This window comes from Burkholderiales bacterium, assembly GCA_036262035.1.
GTDB lineage: Bacteria > Pseudomonadota > Gammaproteobacteria > Burkholderiales > SG8-41 > JAQGMV01.
Genome location: DATAJS010000001.1, coordinates 248,944 through 270,884, shown reverse-complemented (window position 1 = coordinate 270,884; position 21,941 = coordinate 248,944). Strand labels below are relative to the sequence as shown.

General features: G+C 66.0%; 22 protein-coding genes. 10 read left to right on the top strand and 12 right to left on the bottom strand.

All coding sequences use genetic code 11. The features are described 5' to 3' along the window. Positions 1 to 29: 29 nt before the first annotated feature. Positions 30 to 1,709, bottom strand: a complete 1,680-nt coding sequence (locus VHP37_01095; GenBank protein ID HEX2824914.1) for a hypothetical protein — start codon at positions 1,707 to 1,709, stop codon at positions 30 to 32. A 57-nt stretch (positions 1,710 to 1,766) separates the two neighbouring features. Here VHP37_01095 and VHP37_01090 point away from each other — a divergent pair, with 57 nt between their 5' ends. Next, positions 1,767 to 2,207 carry a hypothetical protein gene (locus VHP37_01090; protein HEX2824913.1) on the top strand — a complete coding sequence of 147 codons (441 nt, stop codon included), beginning with the start codon at positions 1,767 to 1,769 and terminating at the stop codon, positions 2,205 to 2,207. Here the strand turns inward: VHP37_01090 and VHP37_01085 are convergent. Next, entirely contained in the window at positions 2,199 to 3,173 is a 975-nt protein-coding gene (locus VHP37_01085) for a tripartite tricarboxylate transporter substrate-binding protein (protein ID HEX2824912.1), read from the bottom strand. The genes VHP37_01090 and VHP37_01085 overlap by 9 nt on opposite strands. 122 nt (positions 3,174 to 3,295) lie before the next feature. On the opposite strand from VHP37_01085, the gene VHP37_01080 reads away from it, so the two are divergent. Further along, a complete protein-coding gene (locus tag VHP37_01080) occupies positions 3,296 to 5,245 on the top strand; it encodes an ABC transporter ATP-binding protein (protein HEX2824911.1) in 1,950 nt (649 codons plus the stop codon). Between the two features lie 48 nt (positions 5,246 to 5,293). Here VHP37_01080 and VHP37_01075 read toward each other — a convergent pair whose 3' ends face one another. After that, complete coding sequence (locus VHP37_01075; protein ID HEX2824910.1) at positions 5,294 to 6,370, bottom strand: Ldh family oxidoreductase; 1,077 nt, start codon at positions 6,368 to 6,370, stop codon at positions 5,294 to 5,296. Positions 6,371 to 6,841: 471 nt separating this feature from the next. Then, on the bottom strand, positions 6,842 to 7,756 hold the full coding sequence (locus tag VHP37_01070; GenBank protein HEX2824909.1) for a LysR family transcriptional regulator: 915 nt from the start codon (positions 7,754 to 7,756) through the stop codon (positions 6,842 to 6,844). A 136-nt stretch (positions 7,757 to 7,892) separates the two neighbouring features. Between VHP37_01070 and VHP37_01065 the strand changes: the two genes are divergently transcribed. The 5 genes from VHP37_01065 to solA all read left to right on the top strand — a co-directional run bounded on the left by VHP37_01065 (position 7,893) and on the right by solA (position 12,765). Further along, on the top strand, positions 7,893 to 8,840 hold the full coding sequence (locus VHP37_01065; GenBank protein ID HEX2824908.1) for a tripartite tricarboxylate transporter substrate-binding protein: 948 nt from the start codon (positions 7,893 to 7,895) through the stop codon (positions 8,838 to 8,840). Between the two features lie 12 nt (positions 8,841 to 8,852). Then, positions 8,853 to 9,443: a class I SAM-dependent methyltransferase gene (locus VHP37_01060; protein ID HEX2824907.1), complete on the top strand. Its 591-nt coding sequence runs from the start codon at positions 8,853 to 8,855 to the stop codon at positions 9,441 to 9,443. Between the two features lie 174 nt (positions 9,444 to 9,617). Continuing rightward, on the top strand, positions 9,618 to 10,124 hold the full coding sequence (locus VHP37_01055) for a hypothetical protein (protein ID HEX2824906.1): 507 nt from the start codon (positions 9,618 to 9,620) through the stop codon (positions 10,122 to 10,124). A gap of 602 nt (positions 10,125 to 10,726) precedes the next feature. Then, on the top strand, positions 10,727 to 11,635 hold the full coding sequence (locus tag VHP37_01050) for a dihydrodipicolinate synthase family protein (GenBank protein ID HEX2824905.1): 909 nt from the start codon (positions 10,727 to 10,729) through the stop codon (positions 11,633 to 11,635). After that, positions 11,635 to 12,765, top strand: coding sequence for an N-methyl-L-tryptophan oxidase (gene solA, locus VHP37_01045; protein HEX2824904.1), 1,131 nt, complete (start codon positions 11,635 to 11,637; stop codon positions 12,763 to 12,765). The genes VHP37_01050 and solA overlap by 1 nt, the downstream gene beginning before the upstream one ends. Here the strand turns inward: solA and VHP37_01040 are convergent, their stop codons facing one another. Beyond that, positions 12,766 to 13,950, bottom strand: coding sequence for a CaiB/BaiF CoA-transferase family protein (locus VHP37_01040; protein ID HEX2824903.1), 1,185 nt, complete (start codon positions 13,948 to 13,950; stop codon positions 12,766 to 12,768). Positions 13,951 to 14,001: 51 nt separating this feature from the next. Between VHP37_01040 and VHP37_01035 the strand changes: the two genes are divergently transcribed. Further along, positions 14,002 to 14,214, top strand: a complete 213-nt coding sequence (locus VHP37_01035) for a KTSC domain-containing protein (GenBank protein ID HEX2824902.1) — start codon at positions 14,002 to 14,004, stop codon at positions 14,212 to 14,214. A gap of 1 nt (position 14,215) precedes the next feature. Here VHP37_01035 and VHP37_01030 read toward each other — a convergent pair whose 3' ends face one another. The 5 genes from VHP37_01030 to VHP37_01010 form a co-directional block, all read right to left on the bottom strand. Continuing rightward, complete coding sequence (locus tag VHP37_01030; GenBank protein HEX2824901.1) at positions 14,216 to 15,067, bottom strand: amidohydrolase family protein; 852 nt, start codon at positions 15,065 to 15,067, stop codon at positions 14,216 to 14,218. Between the two features lie 103 nt (positions 15,068 to 15,170). Then, positions 15,171 to 15,386 carry a hypothetical protein gene (locus VHP37_01025; GenBank protein ID HEX2824900.1) on the bottom strand — a complete coding sequence of 72 codons (216 nt, stop codon included), beginning with the start codon at positions 15,384 to 15,386 and terminating at the stop codon, positions 15,171 to 15,173. A gap of 36 nt (positions 15,387 to 15,422) precedes the next feature. Further along, positions 15,423 to 15,707: a hypothetical protein gene (locus tag VHP37_01020; GenBank protein HEX2824899.1), complete on the bottom strand. Its 285-nt coding sequence runs from the start codon at positions 15,705 to 15,707 to the stop codon at positions 15,423 to 15,425. A gap of 106 nt (positions 15,708 to 15,813) precedes the next feature. Beyond that, positions 15,814 to 16,857: a hypothetical protein gene (locus tag VHP37_01015; GenBank protein HEX2824898.1), complete on the bottom strand. Its 1,044-nt coding sequence runs from the start codon at positions 16,855 to 16,857 to the stop codon at positions 15,814 to 15,816. 9 nt (positions 16,858 to 16,866) lie between these two features. Then, positions 16,867 to 17,766, bottom strand: a complete 900-nt coding sequence (locus tag VHP37_01010; GenBank protein ID HEX2824897.1) for a TauD/TfdA family dioxygenase — start codon at positions 17,764 to 17,766, stop codon at positions 16,867 to 16,869. 135 nt (positions 17,767 to 17,901) lie between these two features. Between VHP37_01010 and VHP37_01005 the strand changes: the two genes are divergently transcribed. Beyond that, positions 17,902 to 18,645 (top strand): alpha/beta hydrolase, encoded by a 744-nt coding sequence (locus VHP37_01005; protein ID HEX2824896.1) that lies wholly within the window; start codon positions 17,902 to 17,904, stop codon positions 18,643 to 18,645. A gap of 101 nt (positions 18,646 to 18,746) precedes the next feature. On the opposite strand, the gene VHP37_01000 is transcribed toward VHP37_01005, so the two are convergent. Further along, complete coding sequence (locus VHP37_01000) at positions 18,747 to 19,829, bottom strand: alpha/beta fold hydrolase (protein ID HEX2824895.1); 1,083 nt, start codon at positions 19,827 to 19,829, stop codon at positions 18,747 to 18,749. Positions 19,830 to 19,908: 79 nt separating this feature from the next. Here VHP37_01000 and VHP37_00995 point away from each other — a divergent pair, with 79 nt between their 5' ends. After that, entirely contained in the window at positions 19,909 to 20,868 is a 960-nt protein-coding gene (locus VHP37_00995) for a tripartite tricarboxylate transporter substrate binding protein (protein HEX2824894.1), read from the top strand. 235 nt (positions 20,869 to 21,103) lie between these two features. Here VHP37_00995 and VHP37_00990 read toward each other — a convergent pair whose 3' ends face one another. Continuing rightward, positions 21,104 to 21,880, bottom strand: coding sequence for a class II aldolase/adducin family protein (locus tag VHP37_00990; GenBank protein HEX2824893.1), 777 nt, complete (start codon positions 21,878 to 21,880; stop codon positions 21,104 to 21,106). Between the last annotated feature and the right edge of the window lie 61 nt (positions 21,881 to 21,941).

The following is a 21,941-nucleotide window of genomic DNA, read 5'->3' as shown; positions in this document are numbered from 1 at the left end:
CGCAGGGTCCGACTCCGGCTTTATCGGGGTCAGACCCTGGTTTGCCAGCTGCCGAGCGTATGGACGCGCTCGTCCTGCAGACGATCGTCGGGCATGGGCAGAGATGACGCACGTTCGATGACGCCCGGCGCGACGGCGGCGAGTCCCGCGCGCGTATCGGCATCCTCCGCCGCGCCGCGCAGGCGCCCGGCATCCGCCGCGATGGCCGATCCCGCTTCGAGCGCGAGATAGACGCGGCCGCTGGCCGCATCGGCGAAGCTCACGCGCCGGAAGCGCGCGACGCATTCGCGCAGGAACGCGAGATTGTTCTCCGGCGCGAGCAGGGACTCGTCCCTGAAGAGATCGTCCGGCGCCCTCGCGTTGATGTCGACGCGCCGGTAACGCTCGACGTCGAGCAGGCATTGCACGCTGAAGATCGTGAGCCGGTCGTTCCAGCCGAAAGCCACCGTGCGCGGAGGCTCGCCGAGCGGCACGGTGTTGTCGAGGAATTCGAAGTGCACGCGCTTGTCGGTGCGCTCGATCCACGTGAAGAAGAGCTCGGGCATGCCCGAGTACGCTTCGACCCCGTGCGCGAGCGTGTCGTCGACCGCCTTGTAACGGCCGACTTCGAGCCCGCGGTTCCACGCGCGCTCCACCAGCGAAGCGGGCGGCGTGATCATGAAGAAGAGATAGACGATCTGCCCGAAGCGCGTGAGCAGGTTGCTGCCCGCGACGTCCGAATCGGGCGCGAAGCTGTCGAAGCGGAAGCGGTCGATCAGCAGGTGCGACATGCCGCCGCGCGTCGCCTTGCGCGCCATGTAGTGGTCCAGCTTGCGGTCGATCACCTGGAGCTCGTCGCCGGTGAACGCGCCGGCGTACTTGTAGTGCACGCCGAGGCTCGCGTAATCGAGGAGCTGCTTCCTCCAGATGTCGGGGCTGATCAGCGCGAAGTCCTGCCAGTCGGTGCCGATCTCGCCGGCGAGGCGCCGCTGCAGCGGCCGTATCGTGCTCTTGCCCGACGCCGACGCGCCCTTGGTGTTCATGACGACGGGGCGCTCCTGGCGCGGCAGCACGCGTAAAGCGCGCTCGCGGACCGCATCGGCGAGCCAGGGATCGAGCGTGCGTCCGATCTCTTCGGCGGCGTGCTCGTTCAGCGCGAGGGTGAGCGCGACCGCGGCGAGCAGGTCGGGCGTTCCCCACAACCGGCCGTGCTTCGCGATCACCGCCGAGACGGTGCGCGCGACCGCGCGCAGCGCCGCGCGGCGCACGCCGTCGGCGGCGTGTGCTTCGCGCTCCCATCTCGCGATGGCTTCGCGCGGCTGCGTCGACTCGAAGGCGGCGCCGAGCTCGGCGGTGACGATCGCCGCCAGCTTCCCGCGGCACGCGGCGTAGACCGCCGTGACCTCGTCCAGGCGCGGCTCGATGTATCCGGCGAGCACGTCGCGCACGATCGCGCGGAAGTTGATGCCGAGGTCTTCGATCTTCTCGCCGTCGGGCACGGTGAGGTCCGCGCTGACGCGGATCAGGAGCTCGTGCAGCGCGAGGCGCTCGGGGCGGAACGCGACGAGCTCGATGTAGTCGAGTCCCGTGAAGCCGCGCAGCTCGTGCGCCTCCTCGTAGCGCGTGTACGAGCTTTCGCGCCGGAACACCGTGCACAGATGGCGCAGCCGGCGCGGCACCGGTGACTCGATCCCGGGGTCCCACGGGCCGGAGGATGTGGCGTCGTTCATCGCGCGGCACGATTGTAGAGGTATGCTACGAACACCGCCTGCCGGCCACTATTCCGCATGTTGAGCCGCGTTACCTATCCGTGCATCGCCGTGTTGACGTGCGCGCTCGTGGCGTTGCCGCGTACGAGCGGTGCCGGGCTCGATACCGTTCGCATCGACGCCTGCCGCGGCGCCAAGTGCGCGATGAGCGGTGCGAACGGGTCGACCGCGGTGGAGGTGGCCGTCCGGGCGCCGGCCCACGCGGGGCGCATGCTGGACCTCAAGGTGTACCACGCCGCGACCTACGAGATCGTGTACTACGACACCGCCGAAGCGCCGCCCTCCGGCGCTTTCACGTTCCGCATCCCGCTGCGCAGCCTGCGCCCGGGGAGCTACACCTTCACGGTCGGACCGAGATACGGCGAGGTCCTCGCCCTCGGAGCGTTGAACGACGCCGCCCCCGGCCTGTTGCCTCCGGTTCCGGCGTGGCCCGCGCAGGACAGCCGCGTCTCAGAATAGCTTCACCTTCATCGATTTCACCTGCTGCTCGACCTCGACGTATTCCTTCGCGAGCTGCGCCCTGAACTCATCGGGCGTGAGCTTCTCGCCGGGCTGGGCGCCTTCGGCCGTGAGCTTCTGCACCATCTGCGGCGAGCGCATGCCTTCGCTGACCACCTTGTTGATCGCGTTGACGATCGGCCTGGGCGTGCCCGCGGGGGCGAAGAGGTTGTAGCTGTTGACGATCTTGAACCCGGGCAGGCCCTGCTCGGCGATCGTCGGCACGTCGGGCAGGGCGGCCACGCGCGTGAGGCCCATGACGCCGAGCGCTCTCACCTTGCCGGTCTTCATCGCGGCGGTCGCCGAGATCGCGCTCGCGGGCACCATGTGCACTTCGCCGCCCATGGTGCCGACCAGCGCCGGCGCGGTCCCCTTGTACGGCACGTGAACGAAGTTCGCGCCGGTGAGCATCGCCATGCGCTCCATGCCGATGTGCACCATCGTGCCCACGCCCGAGCTGCCGTAGGAGAGCGGCTTCTGCTTCGACAGCGCGACGAGCTCTTTCACGTTCTTCGCGGGCAGCGACGGGTTGACCACGAGGATGTAGGGCTGCGAAGTCATGATCACGATCGGCTCGAACGCCTTGCGGATGTCGAACGTGACGCGCTTCATCGCGCCCAGGAGCATGATCGTGTCGGTCGCCGACAGGAGGGTGTAGCCGTCGGGCGGCGCCTGCGCGCCGAGCTCGGTCGCGATGACGGTGCCGCCGCCGGAACGATTGTCGACGACGACGGTCTGTCCGAGCCTGTCGGCGATCATCTGTCCCGCGGCGCGCGTGATCGTGTCGTTGCCCGCACCCGGCGCGACGGGGCAGATCAGGCGGATGGGGCGCAGCGGGTAGTTGGCGGGCTTGTCCTGTGCATGAGCAGCCAGGCTCGCGAGCGCCAGCCCGACCGAAACGCACAACGACTTTTGCAACGGGTGCATCACTACTCCTCGGTTCGTTATCGTTGTCTTCGATTGTAGGGGGTATGCTCGTAGGGTGCGTGGTAACGCACCGCAAAAGGCGCGGTGCGCTCGCGCGCACGCTACGGGATAAACATCAGCGAATGTTCCGGTATTTACAATCCCGCATCCGCGGCACCGCCAGCACCGGCCCGGGCACGCCGCCGCCGGGGCTGGTCGCGTTCTACCGGCACTTCGCGCTCCAGACGAAGCAGTGGTACGGGCTCATGTTCGTCACGAGCCTCGCGGTCGCGCTGGTCGACACCGTCATACCGCTCTTCATCGGCAAGCTCGTGTCGCTGATGGAAGCGCCCGACCGCATGGGCGCGCTGCACGAGAACGCGTTCATCCTCGGCGGCATGGTCGTGCTCATCCTCTTCGTGCGGCCGCTCATCGTGCTGACCGACGTCGCGATCCGCCAGAACGCGCTGCTGCCGGGCGTGACGAGCATGATCCGCTGGCAGAGCCACTGGCACGTGGTGCGCCAGAACCTGCCGTTCTTCCAGAACGATTTCGCCGGGCGCATCGCCAGCCGCGTCATGCAGACCGCGAACGCGCTGCGCGAATCGGTGATGTCGAGCATCCGCGGCGTGTTCTACATCGCCGCGTACGGCGTGTCGGCGCTCGCGCTGATGGCGGTGTCCGACTGGCGTCTCGCGGTGCCGACGCTGCTGTGGTTCATCGGTTACGGCTTCTTCCTGCGCTATTTCGTGCCACGGATGCGCGACCTCGCCAAGACGAGCTCGGAAGCGCGCTCGCACGTGCTCGGCCGCATCGTCGACAGCTACACCAACATCCACACGGTCAAGCTCTTCGCGCGCCTGGCGGACGAAGACGCGTACGTGCGCGAGGTGATCGACGAGCACCAGGACGCGATGGGCGCGCACATGCGCGTCATCTCGCAGTTCATGTTCTGGCTCGCTCTGATGAACGCGGGATTGCTCACGTCGACCGCGGCGATCGGCATCTGGCTGTGGGCGACCGGGGCGGTGAGCGCGGGCGTGGTCGCGACCGCGCTGCCGCTCGCGTGGCAGATCGCCAACGTCGCGGGCTGGGTGAGCTGGGAAGTGACCGGCATCTTCGAGAACATCGGCGTGGTGCAGGAAGGGATGCAGACCATCGCGGTGCCGCTCACCGGCGTCGACCGCGCCGACGCAGTCGACCTGAACGTCACCCGGGGCGAAGTGCGCTTCGAGGACGTGTTCTTCAGCTACGGGCGCAGCGACCAGCAGGCGGTGCTCGACGACCTGAACATCACCATCAGGCCGGGTGAGCGTGTCGGGCTCGTCGGACGCTCGGGCGCGGGCAAGTCGACGCTGGTCAACCTGCTGCTGCGCTTCTACGAGCCCGAGCGCGGCCGCATCACGATCGACGGCCAGGACCTCGCGGGCGTGACGCAGGAGAGCCTGCGCGCCGCGATCGGCATGGTGACCCAGGACACCTCGCTGTTGCACCGCTCGATCGCAGCGAACATCCGTTACGGCCGCCCTGATGCGACCGACGCGGAAGTGGAAATGGCGGCGAAGCGCGCGCATGCGCACGAGTTCGTCACCGGCCTGCGCGACTGGAGGGACCGCACCGGGTACGACGCGCACGTCGGCGAGCGCGGCGTGAAGCTCTCGGGCGGGCAGCGCCAGCGCATCGCGATCGCGCGCGTCGTGCTCAAGAACGCGCCGATCCTCGTGCTCGACGAAGCGACCTCCGCGCTCGACAGCGAGGCCGAGCTCGCGATCCAGGAGCAGCTCAAGGACTTGATGGAAGGCAAGACCGTGATCGCGATCGCGCACCGCCTGTCGACGATCGCGCGCATGGATCGCCTCATCGTGCTCGAGCAGGGACGCATCGTCGAGGAAGGCTCGCACGAAGACCTGCTCGGTGCGGGCGGGCATTACGCGCGGCTGTGGCGGCACCAGTCGGGCGGCTTCCTCGCGCCGGACATCACGGTCGAGGAGACCGAAACCGAGCTGCCGGATGAATCCAAACCCGACGAAGCGCACGCCGAGCCGATGGCCGAGGCGGGGACCGACGATGCGCCGGTGGTGACGAAAGCGTAGGGTGCGTGCTAACGCACCGCAAAACGGCGAGGTGCGCTTGCGCACACCCTACGAATAGCGGGTTGGCAGCGGGACGCCGAGCTTTTCGGAATAAGGCCGCAGCGCCGCGATGATCTGCGGCTTGAGGACGACACCTTCTTGGAGCTGTTTCCGCCGAAGCTCCAGCCCGCGCTCGCCGGGCAGGCGCACGCGCTCCACGCCTTTCGCGGGCGGGTTGGAGCGGCACGCTGCGGCGATCCAGTCCATCTGCTCCTGGAACGCGGGAAGGCCGCTGAAAGCCTCGGGATCGAGCACCTGGACGAAGATCGTGCCGCCCATGCGCGGGCCCGGATCGGAGCGGCCGTGCCCCGCGAGACCGGCGGTGAGCGCTTCGACGATCAGCGACAGGCCGTAACCCTTGTGGCCCGCGTCCTTGCCGCCGACCGGCAGGATCGTCCCGGTGCGCGGCGCAGCGAGCACCGTGGGGTCGTCGGTCGGCTCGCCGGTCTCGTCCATGAGCCATTGGGCGTGCAGCTTCTTCCCTTCCTTCTGAAGACGGCCGGTGAGGCTGTTGGTCGTCAGCGAGGTCGAGACGTCGATCAGGATCGGATCGCCTCCGGTCGGTATGCCCATCGCGACCGGGCTCGGCGAGAACAGCGCGCGCGTGCCGCCGAACGGCGCGACGCTCGAGCCCGCGGGCGCGGAGGTGTAGAGGAGCAGCGCGAGCCCCTGTTCGGCGACGCGGCGCGCGTATACCGCGAGGCATGCGATGTGATAGCTCTTGCGGATGCTGACGCTGCCGGTGCCGTAGAGCTTCGCGCGCTTCCCGGCTTCCTCGATCGCTCGCAGCACGAGCCACGGACCGGGCAGGCGATGGCCGTCCCACGCGAGCACCGCGGGGCGGTCGTTGAGGACCGTCGGCTCGCCTTCCAGCGTCATGAGGCCCTGCTCGATGTGCGCGAGATAGCCGGGCAGCAGCTCGAGCCCGTGGGTGTCGTGACCGAGGAGGTCGGCTTCGACAAGTACGCTGGCCACGTCGGTCGCACGATCGCGCGGCATCTTGGCGGCTATGAGGAGATTCTCTGCGTAGGTGGTGAGCGCTTCGGCGTCGAAGCGCTGGGCGGGAAAAGAGCTGTCGTTTGCCACCGGTGATCCTTGCGAGTCGGGACGCCGATGGTACCCGCAAACCGCGGCTGGTCGACGAGCGGATTCCCCTCCCCTTCAGGGGGAGGGCTAGGGTGGGGGTGGTCCTGCTTTACGCCGCTCTAATGCGCTTGGCCAATCATCACGCCGTGCGCCGCATCACCCTCGGCCTTCCCGCCCGACTCGTCGCCGCTGCTAGCGCTTGAGCTGCGCAGCGGTTCTCCCGCGACGCTCGTCAAGGGCGGCGACTGCGGAACAGACGCGACGCAAAGTCGCGTCGTCCCGGACGCGTGCGCGATAGCGCGCGCGATCCGGGATCCATCTTGACTTTCGAGACCTCAAAGCTTCGTCCTTGCCGAGCGTCGCGGAGGCGTACTTCGTCTGATTGGGCGGGAAGGCCATGGGCGATACGGCGGTTGCGCTGGCAAGAAGTGAGGGCAGTGTCGTCGTAGTCCCGTTGTCGGCGAGGAGCGGTCAGTCCGCGCGCAGACTTGCCCCCGTCGCCTTGAGAATCTCAATGAAACGCCGGGCCGCCGGCGAGAGGTAGCTGTCCTGCCGATAAGCGACAGCGACGCGGCGAACCCAGTCGCTGTGTTTGATCGGCAAGATCTTAAGACGTAGTCGCGTTGCGACTTCCTGAACGTTCGGCTTGACGGCGATCCCGAGCAGATCGGACCGCGCCACTGTTCGGAGTCTCGACATCACGAGGTCGGAAACGAGCGAAATACGGGGCGCAGGTAAGCCGCGTTCGGCAAACGCGTCGCGCAACACCTGCAACGGTCCGAAGGCGCCCGATGCCGAGGCCGCTGCTGCCCACCGCTCGTGCGCGAGATCCTGCAGCGTGATCGAGTTGCGCTTGGTCAGCCGGTGATTGGCGGCGCAGTAGACGACGAATTCGTCCTCCCGAAACCACTCCATCGCGACGTCCGCTTGTGAGAGCTTGCGAGTGTGCGTAATTGCGATGTCCAGCTCGCCCGCGCGCAAGGCCGGCAACAGGGCGTCATTGTCGAACACGGCGACGTTGACCGTAATCTTGGGCCCTTCCATTAAAAGTTGGCTGCAGGCTTCCGGCAGGCCCACGTCAGCGTTCGAGGGGCTCGCGCCGATGCGAAGGTGCCCCGCGCGTCCGTGCGCGAGATCGGCCACCTCACGAGCGAGATCATCGCGCGCGAGACGTAGCTTGCCCGCATGCGAAAGGAGCGCGGCGCCTACTGCCGTGAGCTCGACGCCTTTAGGTGTGCGTCTCACCAGCTTGGCCTGAGCGGATTTCTCGAGACGGCGCAGGCTCATGCTCAATGCAGGTTGGCCGAGTCCCAAGGCCTCCGCGGCGCGTCCGAGATGCCCGTGCTGCGCCACCACGGTGAAATACTCGATGTCTCGCAGGTCCATACTATCAACGGTATTGATGGAGATTTAATTCTCACACAATTGCGTGAATCGTGTTGAGCGCTCACCATCGATGCGCAACTTTCAACCACGAGCGATAGGGACCAAAGCCATGCGCCCGATGAGGCATGCTGCACCAGTGTTGCTGCTTGCGGCCATGCCGTTGGCGGCCGCTTGCGCCGCCGCGCAGACTTACCCGGCAAAACCGGTGCGCATCATCACCGGCGGAAGCGGCACTTTCCACGACATCGTGACGAGACAACTCGGCCAGCGTCTGACCGAGCGCTGGGGCCAACCGGTGGTGGTCGAGAATCAGGGTGCGGCCGCTTTGACCGTCGGCACCGGCATGGCGGCGAGAGCGACGCCCGACGGCTATACGCTAGTCATGTCCGACCGTTCCGCGCTCGCCGTTGCGCCCCACCTTTACAGGAGCATTCCCTATCACCCCGTCCGCGACTTCTCGCCGATAACGCTCGCGGCACTGACGCCCACGTTGCTGGTCGCGCACCCTTCCGTGCCGGCCGCCACGCTCCACGAATTCCTCGCATTTGCGAAAGCTGAGCCGCGTGAGATCCATTTCGCTACAGCCGGTCCGGGTACCAACAATCACATCGCAATGGAGTTGCTGAAGCAAGCGGCCGGCGTAAACGCCGCGCCGATTCATTACAAAGGCGGTGGTGCATCGACGCACGCGATCGTGAGCGGCGAGGTGAAGATGGGTTTCGGCGCCTTGCCCAGCATGCTGCCTCACGTGAAGGCGGGGCGAGTCAAAGCATACGCCGTCACCGGCAGCGAGCGGTTCCCGGGGGTGCCCGACATTCCGACCGCAGCGGAATCGGGCCTGCGGGGGTTCGAGCTCGAGTTCTGGATCGGCCTGCTCGCCCCCGCCCGTACGCCGCCGGCTCTGGTAGCGAGACTGAATCACGACATCACAGAAGTCCTGCGGACGCCCGCGATGCACACGACGCTGCTGACGCAGGGCGCGAGAGCTGCGCCCGCGGCGCCCGGCGAGTTTGCGGCTTACATCGCCACTGAATCGGAAAAGATGAAGCGGCTCATCGATCGCACCGGCATGCGCGCTGAGTAACGGGAGCATGACATGAGCGACAGGCTTGAAACTTTGAAGGCCGATCTGGAGAGCTTCGGCGAAGCGCACGACGCCGCGACAGCCGCGCGGAACCGGCGCATGTTCAACATCACGCGTGATACCGGCCAATTGCTGGCGATACTCGTGCGCGCGACGGCCGCACGGCGCGTTCTGGAAATCGGCACGTCGAACGGCTACTCCACACTCTGGCTTGCAGAGGCCGCAAAGGCAATCGAGGGATCGGTGACGACCGTGGAGGTCGACGCTTACAAGATAAAGCTCGCGTCCACCAATTTCGCGCGATCCGGGCTTGCATCGTTCATCACCCAAGTCCACGAAGATGCCGGCCGTTTCCTGAACGCAAGCGAGGAAGGCGCATACGACCTGGTCTTTCTGGACTCGGAACGCTCAGAGTACACGCGCTGGTGGCATAAGCTGCGTCGCGTTCTGCGCCCAGGCGGCTTACTCGTGGTCGATAACGCCACGTCTCACGTGGAGGAACTTGCTCCCTTGCGCGAACTGATGATGGCCGACGGTGACTTTGCAGGTTGCCTGATACCGATAGGCAAAGGCGAATACGTCGCCGTCAGGACATCGACGTAGCGGGCTCCGTAGCCGGCGACACAAGAGGTTCTTGATTCAGTTTGGGACTATTGCTGAGCCGCTGCAATCGGCCAAGAGCGGCTATTCAAACGTATGGCACTGGTCCTTCGCGACCGGACATCCATGGCGTAACCTGAAAGCATTAGCTTCGTCCGAGCGCATCAGGGATAAGGTATGACCAAGGCTATCGCAACCCGTTTGTTGGAGCAGGGTATGACTGCGGATGCAGCGAGACAGACTGAATCGATGCTGCGGAATGTTATCGAATCAAGCAAGGCCGATGTGGCGGAGGGGCGTTGCACTTCCGAACAGGCCTACCATGAGATCGAGACGAGGCTACGCGACTTCGGGTTGTCGATGCACGACCTATTCGACTATCCGCCTACGGATGTCTGGGAGAAAGGTTATCAGCTAATTACGTCCGCGATCAGCGAGTGTCGCGAGCGCGGCGATATACCGACCGGCCACTTCTGGGTTATCGACGAGATAGGTGAAGAGAAGGCGCATGGCGTCATCGTGGCGGACTTCGCCCAGGCGACCGAGAAGCTGTTAGGAGCACTGCAAGAGCTTCTCCGTGAGCATCTTCCAGAGTGGTTCATCGTCATCTCCTCAGAGCATCCATCGGCTGACTATCGGATCTACGTGCGCGCCGCGGAAATCACGCGCGAACCGCTGAGCTGACGAGGAATCTCCGAGGACGGCTTTGGGTCGCTTGCGGAACTTCAACGTCCCGTGTCTTACCGCAGCGCAACCGCCGTATCGCCCATGGCCTTCCCGCCCAATCAGACGAAGTACGCCTCCGCGACGCTCGTCAAGGGCGGGGTTTCGACGAGGACTGTCGAGCTTCCCCGGTGGTTACAAGCACGATGCTCTTGCCGAGTTAAGGGGCGGTTGATCGAAGTCGAGCCGGTGCGCGAGTTCCGCAGTCGCCGCCCTTGACGAGCGTCGCGGGGGAACCGCTGCTCGCTGCGGCTGCGCATGCAGACGCAGGGGAGCAGCGGCGACGAGTCGGGCGGGAAGGCCGTGGGTGATGCGGCGCACGGTGTGATGATCAGGCGCCGTCGTTGGGCGGCGGTTTCGGCGCCGGCAAAGACGGCGCTCGATATCAGCGCCAGGCTAAGGCGAGATGAATGCGATACTCAGGATCTTGGAGGACGCGACGATATCCGCGCGGTAGGGAGAGAACGTCGTCGCGAGGCGCGCGTCAGCGCGACCTCGCGATCTCGTCGTTCGCAACGGGATTGCTTCGTCGCTGTCGCTCCTCGCAATGACCAGGGAAGAACATGCCATTCGACGAACACGCCTCGGGCGTCTATACCATCGCCGCCACACCGTTCCATGCGGACGGCAGGCTCGATCTCGAATCGGTCGATCGGCTCACCGATTTCTATGTCGAACGCGGCGTCACCGGCATGACCGTGCTCGGCGTGATGGGCGAGGCGCCCAAGCTCGACGCGGACGAGTCGATCGAGCTCGTGAAGCGGTACGTCAAGCGCGCCGGGAACTTGGCCGTAATCGTCGGCGTGACCTCGCCCGGTTTCGCGGGCATGCGCAAGCTCGCGCGCGACGCGATGGAGGCGGGCGCGCAGGGCGTGATGATCGCGCCCCCGTCGACGCTGCGGACCGACGATTCGATCGTGGCCTATTACAAACAGGCGGCCGAAGCGATCGGCGCGGACGTGCCTTTCGCGCTGCAGGACTATCCGCTGGCGTTCAGCGTGGTGATGACGCCCGCGGTGCTAAAGCGCATCGTCACCGAGATTCCGTCGTGCAAGATGCTCAAGATCGAGGACTGGCCCAGCCTCGAAAAGCTCAGCGCGATCCGCAAGCTGGAACGCGAAGGCATGCGCAGGGTGTCGATCCTTACCGGCAATGGCGGCGTGTTCGTGAACTACGAGCTCGAGCGCGGAGCCGACGGCGCGATGTGCGGCTATGCCTTCCCGGAGATGCTCGTCGAGCTGGTGAAGCTCTCCAAAGCCGGCGAGCGCGACCGCGCGCACGATCTCTTCGACGCGCACCTGCCGCTGATCCGCTACGAGCAGCAGCCGGGCGTGGGCCTCGCGGTGCGTAAATACATCCTCAAAAAGCGCGGGGCGCTCGCCTCCGATGCGCAGCGCGCACCGGCGTCGCCGCTGAGCGAGACCGCGCGCGCGGAAGTCGACTACCTGCTGGCGAGGCTCGCGCGGCGCTGATGACGTACGATGCCATCGTCGTCGGCATCGGCGGCATGGGCAGCGCCGCGTTGTACCACCTCGCACGGCGCGGCTTGCGCGTGCTCGGCATCGAGCGCTTCGACGTGCCGCACGAGCTCGGCTCGTCGCACGGCGAGAGCCGCATCATCCGGCTCGCGTATTCCGAAGATCCTCGCTATGTACCGCTGCTGCGCAGCTCCTACACGCTATGGCGCGAGCTCGAGGCCGAGACGGGAGAGCAGCTCCTGATCATCACCGGCGGCGTCGACGCGGGGTCGGAAGACAGCGCGACGGTGCGCGGCTCGCTCGCCTCCTGCGCGCTGCACGATCTTCCGCACGAGCTTCTCGATGCCGCCGAGCTTGCGCGGCGCTTTCCGGGCTATCGCCTGCCCGGTGACAGGGTCGCGGTTTACCAGCCCGACGGCGGCTTCCTCAATCCCGAGCGCTGCGTCGCTGCGCATGCAGCCGCGGCGCAGAGGCTCCGCGCGACGCTGCGCACTCGCGAGCGCGTGCTGCGCTGGCACGCGGTCGACGCCGGTGTAGAGGTCGAGACCGAGCAGGGCCGCTATCGTGCTAAGAAACTCGTGATCTCCGCAGGACCGTGGGCGCGCACGCTGGTGCCGACACTCGACAAGCTCGCCGTTCCCGAGCGGCAAGTGATGCTGTGGACCAAGCCGTTGAAACCGGAATACTTCGGGTGCAGCGCGTTCCCGGTGTTCAACATGGAAGCACCCGAAGGGCGCTTCTACGGCTATCCGATCTACGGCGCCATCCCGGGATTCAAGATCGGCAAGTACCACCATCGGCGCGAGCGCATCGGCGATCTCGAGCGGATGGACCGCGCGGTCGGCACCGAAGATGAAGAGACGCTACGCGAAGGGATACGCCGCTACTTCCCCGACGCCGACGGCCCGGCGCTCGCGATGAAGCCGTGCATCTTCACCAACTCGCCCGACGAGCACTTCATCCTCGACGTGCTGCCCGATCACCCGAACGTCGCGGTCGCGGCCGGATTCTCGGGACACGGCTTCAAGTTCTGCAGCGTCGTCGGCGAGATCATGGCCGACCTCGCCGTCGACGGCGCGACGAAGCACGACATCGCCCTGTTCAGGCTCGCGCGCTTCGCCTGATCAGACCGCGCGCTTCTCCTTCAACGCCGCGATCGCGGCGGCGTCGTAGCCGAGGTCCTTGAGGATCTCGTCGGTGTGCTCCCCCGGCTCGGGCGTGTGCTTGAGCTTTTCGGGCTGCGGGTAGCGCGAGAGGTGGATCGGCTGGCCGACCACTTTCTGCGGCCCGTACACCGGATGGTCGATGGGCGTCGCGATCTTCAGGTGCTGCACCTGCGGATCGGCGAACGTCTTGTCGATCGTGTTGATCGGGCCGCACGGCACGCCGACCTTGTTGAGCGTCTCCACCCAGTGCGCGTTGGTGTTGCCGCGGATGATCTCTCCGATCTTCGCGAGAATCTCCTTGCGGTGCTTGCCGCGGTCGGCGGTGGTCGCGTACTTCGGATTGGTGAGGAGGTCTTCGGCTTTCGCCGCCTTGCAGAACTGCGCCCACAGGTTGTCGCCGGTCGCCGCGACGTTGATGTAGCCGTCGGACGTCTGGAACATGCCGGTGCCCGAAGCGGTGGGGTGGCTGTTGCCTTCCTGTCCCGCGACTTCGCCCGCGATGAGATAGCGCGCGGCCTGGAAGTCGAGCATGTAGATCTGCGCTTCGATGAGCGAGGTCGAGACCCACTGGCCTTCGCCGCTGCGCTCGCGCTCGAGCAGCGCGAGCACGAGGCCGTTGGCAAGCAGCAGGCCGGCGGAGGTGTCGTTGATCGCAATGCCCACGCGCACCGGACCCTGTCCGGGATGACCGGTGATCGACATCAGCCCGCCCATGCCTTGCGCGATCTGGTCGACGCCCGGCCGGCCTTCGTACGGGCCGTCCTGCCCGAAGCCCGAGATGCTGCCGTAGACGATGCGCGGATTCACTTTCTTCACCGACTCGTAATCGATGCCGAGCTTGAACTTCACGGTCGACTTGAAGTTCTCGACGACGACGTCGGCGGTCTTCACCAGATCGAAGAAGATCTTCAGGCCTTCTTGCGACTTGAGGTTGAGCGTGAGGCTGCGCTTGTTGCGATGGAGGTTCTGGAAATCGGGGCCGCTGCGCTTGCTGCCGGTGGCGTCGCCGGCGGCGCCGCCGGGCGGCTCGATCTTGATCACGTCCGCGCCCCAGTCGGCGAGCTGGCGCACCGCGGTCGGGCCCGCGCGATGCGCGGTGAGGTCGATGACTTTGAAACCGGTGAGGGGGAGGCGGGTGGTCATGGTCTATGCTTTCGTGAAGGACTCGTGCGAATGATCGCACAAGGAGGAGACATGGAACGCAAACGCGTCAACTCGAGCCGCATCCGCTCGGCCGGATACGACGCTCAGAAACAGGTGCTGGAGATCGAGTTCGGCGACGGCAGGATCGTGAGCTACCGCGGCGTCTCCGCGGAAGTTCACCGGCAGTTCGTGAATGCGCCGTCGCCGGTGAGCTTCTACGAGGACAAGATCGCGGAGAACTATCCCGAGACGCGGGTGAGGTGAGTTACTTCTTGGCGCGTCCTTTGGGCGACCAGCGGTAAGCCTTTTCGCACGCGCCGCCCATCAGCATGGCGCGCTCGCTGTCGCTCAGGCGGTTGGTCTCCAGGAAAGGCTTCGTGGCCTGCTCGTAATTGCACACCGCGAACGCGCGCGTCCAGTCGGAGCCCCACAGGCAGCGCTCGAAACCCCACGCGTCGAACACGCGCTGCAGCGGGTCCCAGATGTCCGGGTAGGGATACGGCTCTTTGGACAGCGTGCACGCGCCGCTCACCTTGATCACCGCGTTCTGCCGCTTCGCGAGGTCGAGCACCTTCGGCAGGTCGGCCCACGGCTCGGCCGGGGCCGGCGGCGTGCGCGGCTGCATGAGCCCGAGGTGGTCGATGATGAAGCGCGTGTCGGGATGGCGGTCGACGAGTGCGATGCCCGCGTCGATGTTGCCCCAGCACAGCATGTTGAGCGGGAAATCGTGGCGCACCGCTTCCTTGCAGATGCGGTCGAGTCCGGGATCGCCGGGCTGATGCTTGCCGTCCCTGGCCAGCATGATGCGGATGGCGACCGTGCCGGGCGTCTTCTTCCAGTCGGCGATGACGTCCGCCACCGCGGGGTCCGCCGGATCCACCGGCTTGATGATCGCGAAGCGGTCGCCGTGCTTCTTCTGCACTTCGACCGCATAGCTGCCGTCGTAGCGGTACATCGCGAACGCCGAGATGAAGATCGCGCCGTCGATGCCGAGCTTGTCCATCTCCGCGATCATCTCGTCGCCGGTGACGTGGGCCGGCCAGTTCGGCGTCGAGGCCCAGGGGCGTTGCGGCGTGTTCGCCTCGTAGGCGTGGACTTGGGAGTCGATGATGGGCATGTTTCTCTTCTCTCAAAATAAACCGGGGTCTGACCCCGGTGAACCTGGGGTCAGACCCCGAGAATGATCGGGTCTGACCGATGAAACCGGTCAGACCCCCACGTTATTCCTTCTGGCCTTCGAGCAACAGCTGCACGACCTGCGGCGTGACCGCTTCCGCGGCCGCGTCGAGCTGCTCGTCCGTCAGGTTCGCGATCGGGTGCGGCATCGCGATGAAACGGAAATCCGGCAGGCCCCAGGATTTAGCCATGGCCGCGCCGGTCGCCTTGAACACGTCGGTGATGATCGAAGCCGACGGAATGCCGTGTTGTTCGAACACGATGCTGTCGAGGACACTCCCCGACGAGCACGACCCTCAGTCGCCGACGCCGGCGACGATGATGTCGCACGACGCCTTGTACTCGTCGACGATCTCGGTGTGAGGCGCCGCGCCCGAGCTCTTCTTCCTCTTGATCAGGTGCGCTTTCGCGCCGTGCTTCTCTTCGAGGATGTTCGCGATGCGCAGCAGGATCGCGTCCGAGTTGTGCTTGGTGTTGTCGACGAGGCCGATGGTCAGGCCTTCGAGCGTTCCCGGGCGCGGTGCATACGCGATGCGCCGTGGGTTCACTTCGGTGGTTGGGTCGAGGATCTGGACTGCCATGCTGACCTCCTTTCGTTGATCGTCATTCCCGACGCGCGTCAGCGCGGTCGGGAATCCATCTTGACGTTCGAAAAATGGATCCCCGCCTGCGCGGGGCTGACGGTGGTCAAGGAACTCGAATCTCTTTGGTCACACTCTGCGACCCCGCTTTCCCGCCCCAGCCGGGGATGAACGCGGACTGCACGCCCGCCATGCCGCCGGCGGCGAACACGAGCAGGTCCTGCGGTGTTTCCACGATCGCCATCATGTTCTTCTCGTCGTCGGCCGCCGGCTCGCCGGCTTTCATGTGCAGGCGCTTCAGCTCCGCGACCGAGATCTTGGCGTGCTCGAAGACGTAGCGCTGCACGTCCTCGCGCGCCCAGCCGGCTTTCTTCATGATGGCCTGGTGCTCGGCCGGGAAGACCATCGCGTACTGCGGCTGCCGGCCCGAGCCCGCGGACACTTTCATGTGCGCGCACGCGGTGTCGAGCAGTCCTTCGGGCTTCGCGCTCAACTGGTTCGAATACTGGTGCGGCGCGAGCGCGGCGAAGACGGTCACCGCGCTCTGATCGGCCTTGAAGCCGCGCGTGGTGTGGAACGGCGGCCACGGGCTGCTGTCGGTCTCGTTTTCGGCGATGCAGAACGAGTACTTGCCGCCGTGCCCGAGCGAGCTGCGATCGAGCGTGCCCGGCAGGGTCCCGATGACATTGCGCATCGTGAGGCGGATCGCGCGGCCGATCGTCGCGTTCGCGCGCCAGCCCGGACCGAAGAGGTTGTCACCCGAGTTGATCTCGAGCTTCTTCGCGATGGGTCCGTTCACCACCATGAACACCGCCGAGCCGCCGGTGCTGGTCGCGGGACCGTGGTAGCCGTAGAGCGGATCGCCGATCGCTTCGATCGCGGCGGCGACGACCGGCATGTATTCGGCCTTGCAGCCGGCCATCACTGCGTTGATCGCGACTTTCTCGGCAGTCACCGAGACCTGGCGGTTCTCGATGAACGCAAGCTGCTTGTCCGGCTCCAGTCCCGCGGCTTCGAGCATCGCGCTGACGAGGCCCGGCGTGGGCGGCACGACCGGCAGGCCGTCGGTCCAGCCGTTGGTGTAGCAGAGCTCCATCGCGCCTGCGATGTCCTGCGCGGTGTGCTTGCGTGACTTCAGCTCCGTTGCCATTGCTTCCCCCTATGCGGCCTGTGCTTCGCCGGTGGCGTTCTCGAATTCGTACGGGACGTCGATGCTCGTCGCGCGGCGAAGCTCGCGCGGATGCTGCGAATCGTCGAAAGCGACGCCGCGATGCATCGTCGCGAGGTTGTCCCAGATCACGAGGTCGCCAGGGCGCCAGTCGTGGCTGTAGACGAGGTGGGGCTGCGTCGCGAGCGCCATCAGCTCCCAGATGAGGAGACGGCCTTCGGGTACCGGCCAGTCGATCACCTTGAATGCGTGCGAGGCGACGTACACCGACTTGCGTCCGGTGCGCGGGTTGACGCGGACGATCGGGTGGATCGCGCCTTTCAATGCTTCCTGCTCCGCCGCCGAGAACTCGAAGCCCAGGGTCTGGCGCGAATACGCGATCGAGTGGTGCGCGTGCAGCGCTTCGATCGTCTTCTTCATCGCGTGGTCGAGCGCGTCGTACGCCGCACGCATGTCGGCGAACTGGGTGTCGTTGCGCACCGGCGGGATGTTGACGGCGAACAGCGCCGAGTAGCGGCCGGCCGGATCCTGGAACGAGCCGTCGGTGTGCCACAGGCGGTTGGCGAGCGAGTACTGGCGCTTGCGGTCCTCGCGCGGCAGGATCTTGCCGTCGGAATCGACGTTCGAGATGTCGCCGAGCGGAACGTCGCCGAGGCGGTTCTTCATCAGCGCCGAGATGCCGGTCTTGGTGTGCATGTGACCGTCGAGGCGCTTCACGAAGTCCACCTGCTCCTGCATGGTGAACTTCTGGTCGCGGAACACCAGCACGGCGTGCTCGTCCATGCCCGCGCGGATCGCAGCGAGCGTGTCGCGGTCGCGCACCTCGCGCAGGTCGATCGGACCGACCTCGGCCGCGAAGAGCGGGTGGAGCTTTTTGAAGGTTATCGACATGTGGACTCCTCCTGCGTCGAAAGATCGAAAGTAGCACAGAGCAGCGGCCGTCGCGAGGCGCGCGGCGATTGATCGACGGCTGCGGGGCGGGCTAGCATCGCTTGCCCGCGGAAAAGACAAGGATGGAGGTGAGCCGTGCCGTTCTACACGAGAGGCGACGCCCGAATTTATTACGAAGAAGCCGGATCCGGTTTTCCCCTGTTCATCATCTACGGCGGGGGACTGAATTCCAGAGTCTCCTATCCCAACGGTCCGTTCGACGCGGTGGCCGAGTTCAAGTCCGAATACCGCTGCATCACCATGGACCTGCGCAACGCGAACGGCGGCCAGTCCACCGGACCGCTCGATTTCGAGCACCCCTGGGACGCGCACACCGACGATCAGCTCGGGCTGCTCGATCACCTCGGGGTCGACAAGTTTCTCGTGATGGGATTCTGCATCGGCAATCCGCTGATCTGGAACATCATGAAGCGCGCGCCGGGACGCATCGTCGCCGCGGTGCCGGCGCAGCCGAGCGGGGTCGATCCCGAGCTTCCGGACTTCTTCATCAAGAACAATCTCGCGAAGTGGGCGCCGGGTCTGCTCGCCAGCCGGCCGGACATCAGCATGGAGATGGTCCAGCGCTATCTGAACGCGATGTACAAGGGCGTCGATTTCGTGCTCACGGTGTCACGCGACTTCGTGCGCAATTGCCGGACGCCGTTACTCTGCCTGCCCGACAACGTTCCGGCTCACCCGTACAAGACCGCCATGGAGATGGTGCACCTCGCGCCGAACTCGCAGGTGAGCCTGTTTCCGTGGAAGGACTCGAAGGAGAACATCGCGCTGGCGGTGCGGCACGTGCGCACCTTCCTGCGGGCGAATTGTCCGGCGGGCTGACGCCCGTGCGTCACGCCTACGCAGGCGTAGCCTGCGTTCGTTCTCCGGCCGGCAGGCTGCCGAAGGCAGCCGCGTCGCTAGGCTCCTCGCGATGACAGCCGCTACACCGTAGCGGCTGTCAGCTTTCCGGCGGCATCGGCCGCGAACTCGCCGCTGGCTGCGCCTTCGACCTCTCCGCTCTTAAGCCAGCTCTCGGTCGCGCGATAGAGCAGGTGCCGGCCGCGCTCGAGCTGCATGAAGTGCGACGCGCACGCGACACGGATGAAGAGCTTCTGCGGCGCGCCGAGGCCGTGCCAGGCCTCGATGCGTTTCGCGTAGTTGTCGTATTCGCCGAGCAGCATCAGCGTCGGTGCGCGGATCGCTGCGAGATTGCGCTTCCAGCCGAAGTTCATGCGGTTGGGCGCGCGCATGATGCCGCGGCCGTCGGCGGCCCAGCGCGCGCCGATCTCGTCCAGTTGCATGAGCTCGCGCCACATCGCGTTCGGCACCTCGGGATCTTCGAGCTGGCCTTCGCATTTGACGTGGTCCTGCCAGCGGCGGTGCAGCAGGAACTCGCGCGTTTGCAGGATCGACGGCGCGCCGGGCTCGGGCATCTCTTTCGGCGGTTCGTCGGTCGGGAAGAACGGCGCGGGACCGAACAGCACGAGCTTGTCGACCTTGTCGGGGTGCAGCGCCGCGATGCCGCCCGCGCGCGGCGCGCCGGTCGACCAGCCGACGAGGCTCACCTTGTCGACGCCGCGCAGCTTCATGACGAAATCGATCGCGGTCTCGAGCTCGTCCCATTCGCTCCTGCTCGACACCAGCTTGTACGGAAAGCGGGCAGGCGAGCGCTCCTTCAGCACGTGCGGGATGAGCTCGGGCTGGAACTCCGGATCGACGTTGCACGGATCGTCCATGAGCGGCCGCGGGCTCGGGCCGTAACCGGTGTGCGACATCGCGAAGACGTCGAAGCCCGCGCGCGCCATCGCCGCCATGAAGCTGTAGTCGCGATACTGGAGGTCGTAGGCGACGGTCGAGGGCGCGAAGCCGCCGTGCACCATCAGCACGACGTGAGGCTTGCCGCCCGGCGCGATCGTCGCCGCCAATGCGCGCTCGCGGATGAACAGGGCGACCGTCTGCCCTCGCGTGGCGGGCACGGTGGAGACGTGCGGGATGAAGCGGTCGGTGGTGACGAGGTCGCTCATGAAGGTCGTCCGTATGTTGGTCGTTGCTCGGCGGGAACGCCGATACTATAACGGCCGAAGAACGACGGAGGAGCCACACATGCGTCTCGTTGCAACGATGGCGGCGTGCGCGTTCGCGACATGTGCAGGAGCGGCCGACAACTTCCCGATCAGGCCCTTGCGGCTCATCGTGCCGGTGCCGCCGGGCGGAGGCGCGGATTTCGTCGCGCGCGGTTACGCACAGCTGTTGACCCAATCGCTCGGGCAGCAGGTCGTCGTCGACAACCGCGGCGGCGCCGCCGGCATCATCGCGATGGAAGCGGTGGCGAAGGCCGCGCCCGACGGCTACACGCTGATTCAGACGAACATCTCGACCGTTTCGATCAACCCGTTCATCTATTCCAAGCTGCCGTACGACGCGATGCGCGATTTCGCGCCGGTGTCGATCACGACGTTGAATCCGCTGGTGCTCGTCGTGCATCCCGGGGTGCCGGTGAAGACGGTGAAGGAGCTGATCGCGTACGCGAAGCAGAAGCCGAACGAGATTTCGTATGCTTCTTTGGGCAGCGGGAGCATCCAGCACCTCGCGGGCCACGTCTTCTCGAAGGAAGCGGGCATCCGGATCGTGCACGTGCCGTACAAAGGCGCCGCGCCGGCGACGGTGGACTTGCTCGCGCGCCAGGTGCACATGGCGTTCAGCGGCGTGGGCACGGTCGCGGCGCACGTCAAGGCGGGGCGCCTGCGCGCGCTGGCGGTGACCGGCTCGAAGCACGTCGACGTGTTCGAAGGCACGCCGACGCTCAAGGAAGCGGGCGCGCCCGACGTTCAGATGTGGCTATGGAACGGCATCCTCGCGCCGGCGCGCACGCCCGCGCCGGTGGTGAAGCGTCTCAATGCCGACATCGTGAAAGCCGCGAAGTCCCAGGAGCTGATCTCGATGATGGCGACGCAGGGCACCTCGCCGACGAGCAGCACGGTCGAAGAGTTCGCGAAGTTCATCCGCGAAGAGCAGGCGAGGTTCGCGAAGATCGTGAAAGAGTCGGGAGCGAGGGCGGACTAGAAAGTCAAGATGGATCCCCGCCTTCGCGGGGACGACGCTGTCGCGTCGAATGGATCCTGGCCTTCGCCAGGATGACGCTTTCGCGTCGAATGGATCCCCGCCTGCGCGGGGGTGACGCCTCTTCGCCATAGCCGACGCGGATGACGCCTGCTTCGCCATTCCCGACGCGGATGACGCCACTTCGTCATTCCCGACCGCGCGGCAGCGCGAAGCGATCGGGAATCCATTCTGACGTTTAGGTCTTGTACGACGCGTCCTGCTTGTCGAGCATCCGCAGCATCGCCTTCCACTCCACCTTCTGCGGCTTGTAGGACAGCTTCGCGAACTGCGCCGCGGTCTTCTGCGCGACCTCATCGGGCGGGACGTTGAGCTTGGCGCAGCCGCCCATCGCCGCGACCTGCGCCTGGCACGCGCGCTCGAGGTAATACATGTAATCGAACGCTTCGGCGATCGACGCGCCGCACGTGAGGAGCCCGTGGTTGCGCAGGATCATCGCCTTGTGCTCGCCGAGATCGCGGACGAGCCGCGCCTGCTCGTCGAGCTCCAATGCCAAGCCCTCGTAGTCGTGATAGCCGAGGCGGCCGGTGAAGCGCATCGCGTGCTGCGACAGGGGCAGCAGCCCGGCTTGCTGCGCCGACACCGCGATGCCGGCCTGGGTGTGCGTGTGCATGACGCACTCGACGTCGGCGCGCGCGCGATGCACGGCGCTGTGGATCACGTAGCCCGCGCGGTTGATGCCGTTGCCCGTCGGGTCGTCGACGATATCGCCGTCGAGCGTGACTTTCACCAGCGTCGACGCGCCGATCTCGTCCCACAAGAGGCCGAAGGCGTTGATGAGGAAGTGATGCTCGGGACCCGGCACGCGCGCCGAGATGTGCGTGTAGATGAGGTCGGTCATGCGAAAGTGCGCGGCGAGCCGATAGCATGCGGCGAGATTGACGCGCGTTTCCCATTCCTCCGCGCTCACGCGATCCTTCACCGCGGGCGCAAGCTTCAGCACTTCGGCGCTCATCGCATTCTCCTCGTCGGTCCAGGCGCAAGCTTCGCCGCGGGACGCAACGCGGTCAAGCGCT

What these genes read in the sequence shown, in the direction of transcription:
- VHP37_01095 (HEX2824914.1), bottom strand. Translation starts at nt 1,709, where the DNA reads ATGAACGACGCCACATCCTCCGGCCCGTGGGACCCCGGGATCGAGTCA.
- VHP37_01090 (HEX2824913.1), top strand. Translation starts at nt 1,767, where the DNA reads ATGTTGAGCCGCGTTACCTATCCGTGCATCGCCGTGTTGACGTGCGCG.
- VHP37_01040 (HEX2824903.1), bottom strand. Translation starts at nt 13,950, where the DNA reads ATGACCACCCGCCTCCCCCTCACCGGTTTCAAAGTCATCGACCTCACC.
- VHP37_01080 (HEX2824911.1), top strand. Translation starts at nt 3,296, where the DNA reads ATGTTCCGGTATTTACAATCCCGCATCCGCGGCACCGCCAGCACCGGC.
- VHP37_01035 (HEX2824902.1), top strand. Translation starts at nt 14,002, where the DNA reads ATGGAACGCAAACGCGTCAACTCGAGCCGCATCCGCTCGGCCGGATAC.
- VHP37_00995 (HEX2824894.1), top strand. Translation starts at nt 19,909, where the DNA reads ATGCGTCTCGTTGCAACGATGGCGGCGTGCGCGTTCGCGACATGTGCA.
- solA (HEX2824904.1), top strand. Translation starts at nt 11,635, where the DNA reads ATGACGTACGATGCCATCGTCGTCGGCATCGGCGGCATGGGCAGCGCC.
- VHP37_01020 (HEX2824899.1), bottom strand. Translation starts at nt 15,707, where the DNA reads ATGGCAGTCCAGATCCTCGACCCAACCACCGAAGTGAACCCACGGCGC.
- VHP37_01055 (HEX2824906.1), top strand. Translation starts at nt 9,618, where the DNA reads ATGACCAAGGCTATCGCAACCCGTTTGTTGGAGCAGGGTATGACTGCG.
- VHP37_01010 (HEX2824897.1), bottom strand. Translation starts at nt 17,766, where the DNA reads ATGTCGATAACCTTCAAAAAGCTCCACCCGCTCTTCGCGGCCGAGGTC.
- VHP37_01050 (HEX2824905.1), top strand. Translation starts at nt 10,727, where the DNA reads ATGCCATTCGACGAACACGCCTCGGGCGTCTATACCATCGCCGCCACA.
- VHP37_01060 (HEX2824907.1), top strand. Translation starts at nt 8,853, where the DNA reads ATGAGCGACAGGCTTGAAACTTTGAAGGCCGATCTGGAGAGCTTCGGC.
- VHP37_00990 (HEX2824893.1), bottom strand. Translation starts at nt 21,880, where the DNA reads ATGAGCGCCGAAGTGCTGAAGCTTGCGCCCGCGGTGAAGGATCGCGTG.
- VHP37_01030 (HEX2824901.1), bottom strand. Translation starts at nt 15,067, where the DNA reads ATGCCCATCATCGACTCCCAAGTCCACGCCTACGAGGCGAACACGCCG.
- VHP37_01085 (HEX2824912.1), bottom strand. Translation starts at nt 3,173, where the DNA reads ATGCACCCGTTGCAAAAGTCGTTGTGCGTTTCGGTCGGGCTGGCGCTC.
- VHP37_01070 (HEX2824909.1), bottom strand. Translation starts at nt 7,756, where the DNA reads ATGGACCTGCGAGACATCGAGTATTTCACCGTGGTGGCGCAGCACGGG.
- VHP37_01015 (HEX2824898.1), bottom strand. Translation starts at nt 16,857, where the DNA reads ATGGCAACGGAGCTGAAGTCACGCAAGCACACCGCGCAGGACATCGCA.
- VHP37_01000 (HEX2824895.1), bottom strand. Translation starts at nt 19,829, where the DNA reads ATGAGCGACCTCGTCACCACCGACCGCTTCATCCCGCACGTCTCCACC.